At 64.7% G+C, this 5,378-nt stretch carries 5 protein-coding genes and 1 pseudogene; 3 read left to right on the top strand and 3 right to left on the bottom strand.

Features of this window, described 5'->3' with window-relative positions; translation table 11 throughout:
• Both WCE35_RS22055 and WCE35_RS22050 read right to left on the bottom strand, forming a co-directional pair.
• Window positions 1-1,177, bottom strand: a 1,177-nt coding sequence (locus tag WCE35_RS22055; protein ID WP_424595436.1) for an NAD-dependent succinate-semialdehyde dehydrogenase, incomplete at its 3' end; no start/stop codon positions are given.
• A 74-nt stretch (window positions 1,178-1,251) separates the two neighbouring features.
• Window positions 1,252-1,569, bottom strand: coding sequence for a hypothetical protein (locus WCE35_RS22050; protein WP_424595435.1), 318 nt, complete (start codon window positions 1,567-1,569; stop codon window positions 1,252-1,254).
• 322 nt (window positions 1,570-1,891) lie between these two features.
• Between WCE35_RS22050 and WCE35_RS22045 the strand changes: the two genes are divergently transcribed.
• Both WCE35_RS22045 and WCE35_RS22040 read left to right on the top strand, forming a co-directional pair.
• Complete coding sequence (locus WCE35_RS22045; protein WP_424595434.1) at window positions 1,892-3,082, top strand: serine hydrolase domain-containing protein; 1,191 nt, start codon at window positions 1,892-1,894, stop codon at window positions 3,080-3,082.
• A 468-nt stretch (window positions 3,083-3,550) separates the two neighbouring features.
• Window positions 3,551-3,835 (top strand): annotated as a pseudogene (locus WCE35_RS22040) (HigA family addiction module antitoxin); the annotation flags it as partial.
• Window positions 3,836-3,979: 144 nt separating this feature from the next.
• Here WCE35_RS22040 and WCE35_RS22035 read toward each other — a convergent pair.
• Entirely contained in the window at window positions 3,980-4,981 is a 1,002-nt protein-coding gene (locus WCE35_RS22035) for an adenosine kinase (protein ID WP_424595433.1), read from the bottom strand.
• A gap of 163 nt (window positions 4,982-5,144) precedes the next feature.
• On the opposite strand from WCE35_RS22035, the gene WCE35_RS22030 reads away from it, so the two are divergent.
• On the top strand, window positions 5,145-5,378 hold a 234-nt coding region (locus WCE35_RS22030; protein WP_424595432.1), incomplete at its 3' end, for a lipid II flippase MurJ.

The following is a 5,378-nucleotide window of genomic DNA, read 5'->3' as shown; positions in this document are numbered from 1 at the left end:
GCTTGACGTTCGACAGCACGGTCGGCTCGAAAAAACTGCCGCCGAGGGCATGGCGCTTGCCGCCGGTGACGATTTTCGCGCCGCCCTTGACCGCGTCGGCAATGTGCTTTTCGACCTTGTCGATCGCTTCCATGTTGATCAGCGGCCCCTGCACCACACCCTGCTCGGTGCCGTCGCCGATCTTCATCGCCGCGACTTTCTTCGACAGCTTTTCGACGAACGAATCGTAGATCTTGTCCTGCGCATAAATGCGGTTGGCGCAGACGCAGGTCTGGCCCATGTTGCGGTATTTCGAGACGATGGCGCCGTCGACCGCGGCATCGATATCGGCGTCGTCGAACACCACGAACGGCGCGTTGCCGCCGAGTTCGAGCCCGAGTTTCTTCACGCCGACCGCGGCCTGCTGATACAGGATCTTGCCGACCTCGGTCGATCCGGTGAAGCCGACAAAGCGCACCGCGGGATGTTCGCACAGCACTTTTCCGATCGCCGACGAATTGCCGGTGAGGATATTGAACACGCCCTTCGGCACGCCGGCCTTCTCGGCCAGCGCCACCAGCGCCAGGGCGGTGAGCGGCGTTTCGTTGGCGGGCTTGAGCACGACCGTGCAGCCGGCGGCCAGCGCCGGCGACACTTTCCGGGTGATCATCGAGCACGGAAAGTTCCACGGCGTGATCGCGCCGCAAACACCGATCGGCTGCTTGATCGCAAGCAGCCTCGCATCCGCCCGCTGCGTCGGAATGGTTTCGCCGTAGACGCGCCGCGCCTCCTCGGCAAAGAACTCGACATAGGCGCCGCCGATATCGACTTCGCCGAGCGCCTCGGCCAGCGGCTTGCCCTGCTCCGAGGTGAGGATCAGCGCGAGATCCTCGCGGTTGGCGATGATGAGGTCGAACCATTTGCGCAGGATATTGGAGCGCTGCTTGGCGGTGAGTTTGGCCCAGGCCGGAAACGCGCGCTCGGCAGCCTCGACCGCCTGGGTTGCCTCGGTCGTGCCCATCCTCGGCACTTTTGCCAGTTCGACGCCGTTGACCGGGTTGGTCACGGGATTGGCCGCCGTGCCGGTCCAGGCGCCGTCGATGTAGCATTGCTCGCGCAAGAGCGAGGGGTCTTTCAGGCGGTCGCGAAGCGAGGGCGTGGCGGATTGCGAAGCGCGTGCGGCGACGGTTGGGGTCATGGCGTTGCTCCTCGGATTTTCTTGACCAATTGAATCCGAGTATAGGCCGAAACCGGCCGAAATGCATCGGCGGCTCAGGCCGCGCCGCTCATATAGGTCTCACGGCGGCCGATCATGCGCGCCGCCGCGGCCTTGGCGTCCGCCCGCGAGGAGGTCGCGCAGGTGCGGTATTCGAGATCGGGCAATGAAGCGGCCCCGCGACGCCCGAACCATGATTTGGAACCGACCAACAGCGCCAGCGCGTGTGCGACGTTATCGACCGCCTCGAAGGAATGCAGCGCGCCGGTTCCGGTGTAGCGGACCTCATAGAGGCCCGGGCTGATCGGCGCTTCGATGTTTTCGCCGCGTCCGGGCCGGGGATAGCGCTTCCATTCGCTCCAGGTCGAGATCATCGTCAGTTCCCGCAATTTTTAAAATGAAAATCAATCGCTTCAAACCGTTCCGGCAGAAAGTGCTGTTTACGCTGGAATCTGAACATCTTACAGCGAAACCGGTTCCGTTGTGCAAAGGATACCGCCGACGGCCCGGATGGTCATCGCCATGAGAGCCTGTCCACAGAAGATAATGAGGGAGTGTTGCAGTTCGGTCGCTCCCGGCCACGCCGGCCTCCATCACGAGATTGCGACCGCCGCGGCAACTGGCCGCCCGCGCTTGCGGGGCGCGGCCGCCCGGGGGAAGATCGGCCACCGCAAAAAATAAACCGGAGGTGACCCCATGCAAAGCAAAGCCCAGATCGATCAGGTTCTGCGTCAAAAATGCGAGGCGAAGGAAATTCCCGGCGTGGTCGCGATGGCCGCGACGGGCAAGGAAGTGATCTATCAGGGCGCGTTCGGCCAACGCGACCTGTCGAAGGACGACGCAATGACCGCCGACAGCGTGTTCTGGATCGCCTCGATGACCAAGGCCATCACGGCGGCCGCCGGCATGCAACTGGTCGAGCAGGGCAAGCTCTCGCTGGACGAGCCGATCGGCAAGGTGCTGCCCGATCTCGCCGCGCCGCAGGTGCTGGAAGGATTTGACGCCAGCGGCGAGCCAAGACTGCGGCCGGCCAGCAAGCCGATCACGCTGCGCCACCTGATGACCCACACCGCGGGCTTTGCCTACAATATGTGGAACGGCGACATGGTGCAGTATCTGGAGAAGACCGGGCTGCCTCCCATCACCAGTTGCCAGAACGCCGCGCTGAAAACGCCGATCATGACCGATCCCGGCACGCGCTGGGAATACGGCACCAATATCGACTTCGTCGGCAAGGCGGTGGAAGCCGCGAGCGGCAAGCGGCTCGACGCCTATCTGCGCGACCATTTGTTCACGCCGCTCGGCATGAGCGACACCGGCTTCAAGATCGGCGACGCGCAGCGCCAGCGCCTGGTCGCCATGCATGCGCGCGGCGAGGACGGATCGCTGGCGGCGATCCCGTTCGAACTGGAGCAGGAGCCGGAATTCCACATGGGCGGCGGCGGCCTCTACGGCACCGCGGCCGACTACATCCGCTTCACCCAGATGATCCTGAACAAGGGCAAGGGCAACGGCAACCAGGTGCTGAAGCCCGAGACGGTGGCGCTGATGGGACAGAACCACATCGGCGAACTCAGCATGGGCAAGATGATTTCGGTGACCCCGCCCTATACCAACGACGTCGATCTCTATCCGGACATGGTGAAGAAGTGGGGACTGAGTTTTCTGATCAACACCGCCAAGACGCCGGAAGGCCGCAGCCCCGGCAGCCTCGCCTGGGCCGGGCTCGCCAACACCTATTACTGGATCGATCCGGCGCGCGACATCGCCGGCGTGATCCTGATGCAGCTGTTGCCGTTCGCGGATGGAAAATGCCTGGAAGCGTTCGCGGGCTTCGAGCGCGGCGTCTATGCCGGGCTCGATGCGGCCGGGCAGAAGGCGGCGTGAGGGGTAATCGTTAGAGATTCTCATTGCTAGCCACGGGGTCGGTCACCTCGCCCCGCTTGCGGGGAGAGAGCCTGCCCTCGGGCTTGACCCGAGGGTCGGCGCACCCGGATCGGCGCCACGCGCCGTCCGGGCACAAGCTCCGCGCCGGGTGAGGAGGACTCTCCGCGATTCCGTATGCCGAGACAGCCCCTCACCCCGACCCTCTCCCCGCAAACGCGGGGCGAGGGAGAACGCACGGCTTCGCGATCTCGCGGCGCGATCCGCCCGAGGTTTGCCCAAAACTTTCGCGCCTTGAAGAACAGAGGGCGCGGGGAATGCCGGGTGCGACGCGCCCGCGCCTGCTCCGTCTCGCGAAAACTCCCGGTCAGGGGCATGGTCATGTCCTCTTTGTCCGTTCCGCCGCCTTGCACGCCTTGTAGGCATAAGCTGCGCACTATTGGACACGGGCATAGTGTCGTATGTTGACTCATGTTGATGACAAGACGCAAACCGGCGACACCAGGTCAAATTCTGGTCAGAGAATTCATGAAGCCGATCGGCCTGACGCAGGGCGCGCTGGCTGCGGCGATGGGCGTGCAACGCAAGCACGTCAATGAGCTGTGCAACGATCGTCGCAACGTGACCGCGGCGACAGCTCTCATTCTCGCCCGCGTGTTCGGCAACGGCCCGGATTTCTGGCTCAATGTGCAGCGGCGCAGCGACCTGAGGGAAGCGATGCATTCCCCGCGCCAGCGCAAACGGATCGAGCGCGCGACCTCTGACAGCCGCGGCATGAGCTCTGCCGCCTCGTGCATAGCGGGGAATTCGGCGGCGGCGAAGGCGGAGTGGTCAGGCTATCATGGCTCGGCCCGGCGCACATTGCCCTGAGGCAGCACGGCGCAGGCCCCCGTCGAACAGCTACACCACCAGCCCGCTCTGCTGCGCCAGTTCCTTCAGCGACACCTGCGGCCGCGCGCCGATGTGCTGGATCACTTCGGCGGCCGCCAGCGCCCCTAAGCGGCCGGCATTTTCATGGCCGGCGTTGCGCACCAGGCCGAACAAAAATCCGGCGGCGAACAGGTCGCCGGCGCCGGTGGTGTCCACCAGTTTGTCGATCGGGAATGCCGGCACCGCGACCACGCCGTCGCTCGACGTCACTACGCAGCCATTTTCGCTGCGGGTGACGACGGCGAGTTTGGCGTCGCTGCGCAATTGCTTCAGCGCGGTGTCGAAATCGGCGGTCTGGTACAGCGAATGCAATTCGGCCTCGTTGGCGAATACCAGATCGACCGTTCCCTTGCGCATCAGATCGAGAAACTCGTCGCGGTAGCGGTCGACGCAGAATGAGTCCGACAGGGTCAGCGCCACCTCGCGGCCGGCGCCATGCGCGATCGTCGCCGCCTTGACGAAGGCTTCCTTGGCGTTTGTCGGGTCCCACAGATAGCCTTCCAGATAGATGATGCGCGACGCCGCGATCTGCGCCGGATCGATATCGGACGGCGTCAGCTCCTGCGCCGCGCCGAGAAAAGTGTTCATGGTGCGCTCGCCGTCCGGCGTCACCAGGATGTAGCAGCAGCCGGTGGCGGGGCCATCGACGGCTGCCGCGGTCTCGAACGCGACGCCGGCGGCGCGGATGTCGTGGCTGTAGAGCCGGCCGATCTGGTCGTTCTTGACCTTGCCGACATAGGCCGCGCGGGCGCCGAGATTGGCCACGCCGACGATGGTGTTGGCCGCGGATCCCCCGGACATTTCGGTCGCCGGCCCCATGTCGGCGTAGATCGCCGCCGCCCGCGCCTCGTCGATCAGCGCCATGCCGCCCTTGGTCATGCCGTGACGGCCAAGAAAGCCTTCATCGGTCCGCACCAGCACGTCGAAAATCGCGTTGCCGATCCCGAGAACGTCGTAGGTTGCGTCAACCATCCATCATTATTCCTGTTTACCGCAAGTGCGAAAGATTGCGGCCTATCACGATGGGGCTGGCGCCAGCAAGCGACGCGGCCAGCGCGGGATGCCGTTTGTTTGGGCATGATCTCTTTTGGAACACCGGTTCCTGCTTTTCCGGATCATGCTCTATAGAGTTCCCATGATCCGCGCTTATCTGACGGTATCGACGGGAACGCTGGCCTCGCGGCTGCTCGGGTTCCTGCGCGATTCCGCGATCGCGGCGCTGCTTGGCGCCGGCCCCGTCGCGGACGCCTTTCTGGTCGCGTTCCAGCTCGTCAACGTGGTCCGGCGGCTATTGGCCGAAGGCGGGCTGAACGCCGCGCTGGTGCCGGCCTGGCTGCGGGTGCGCGAGGCGGATGGCGCGGCGCAAGCC

It is taken from the genome of Bradyrhizobium sp., from assembly GCF_049691595.1.
In the GTDB taxonomy this organism is placed as follows: Bacteria; Pseudomonadota; Alphaproteobacteria; order Rhizobiales; family Xanthobacteraceae; genus Bradyrhizobium.
Note: the sequence above shows the minus strand (reverse complement) of the source record. Positions and strands in the feature narration are given on the sequence as shown.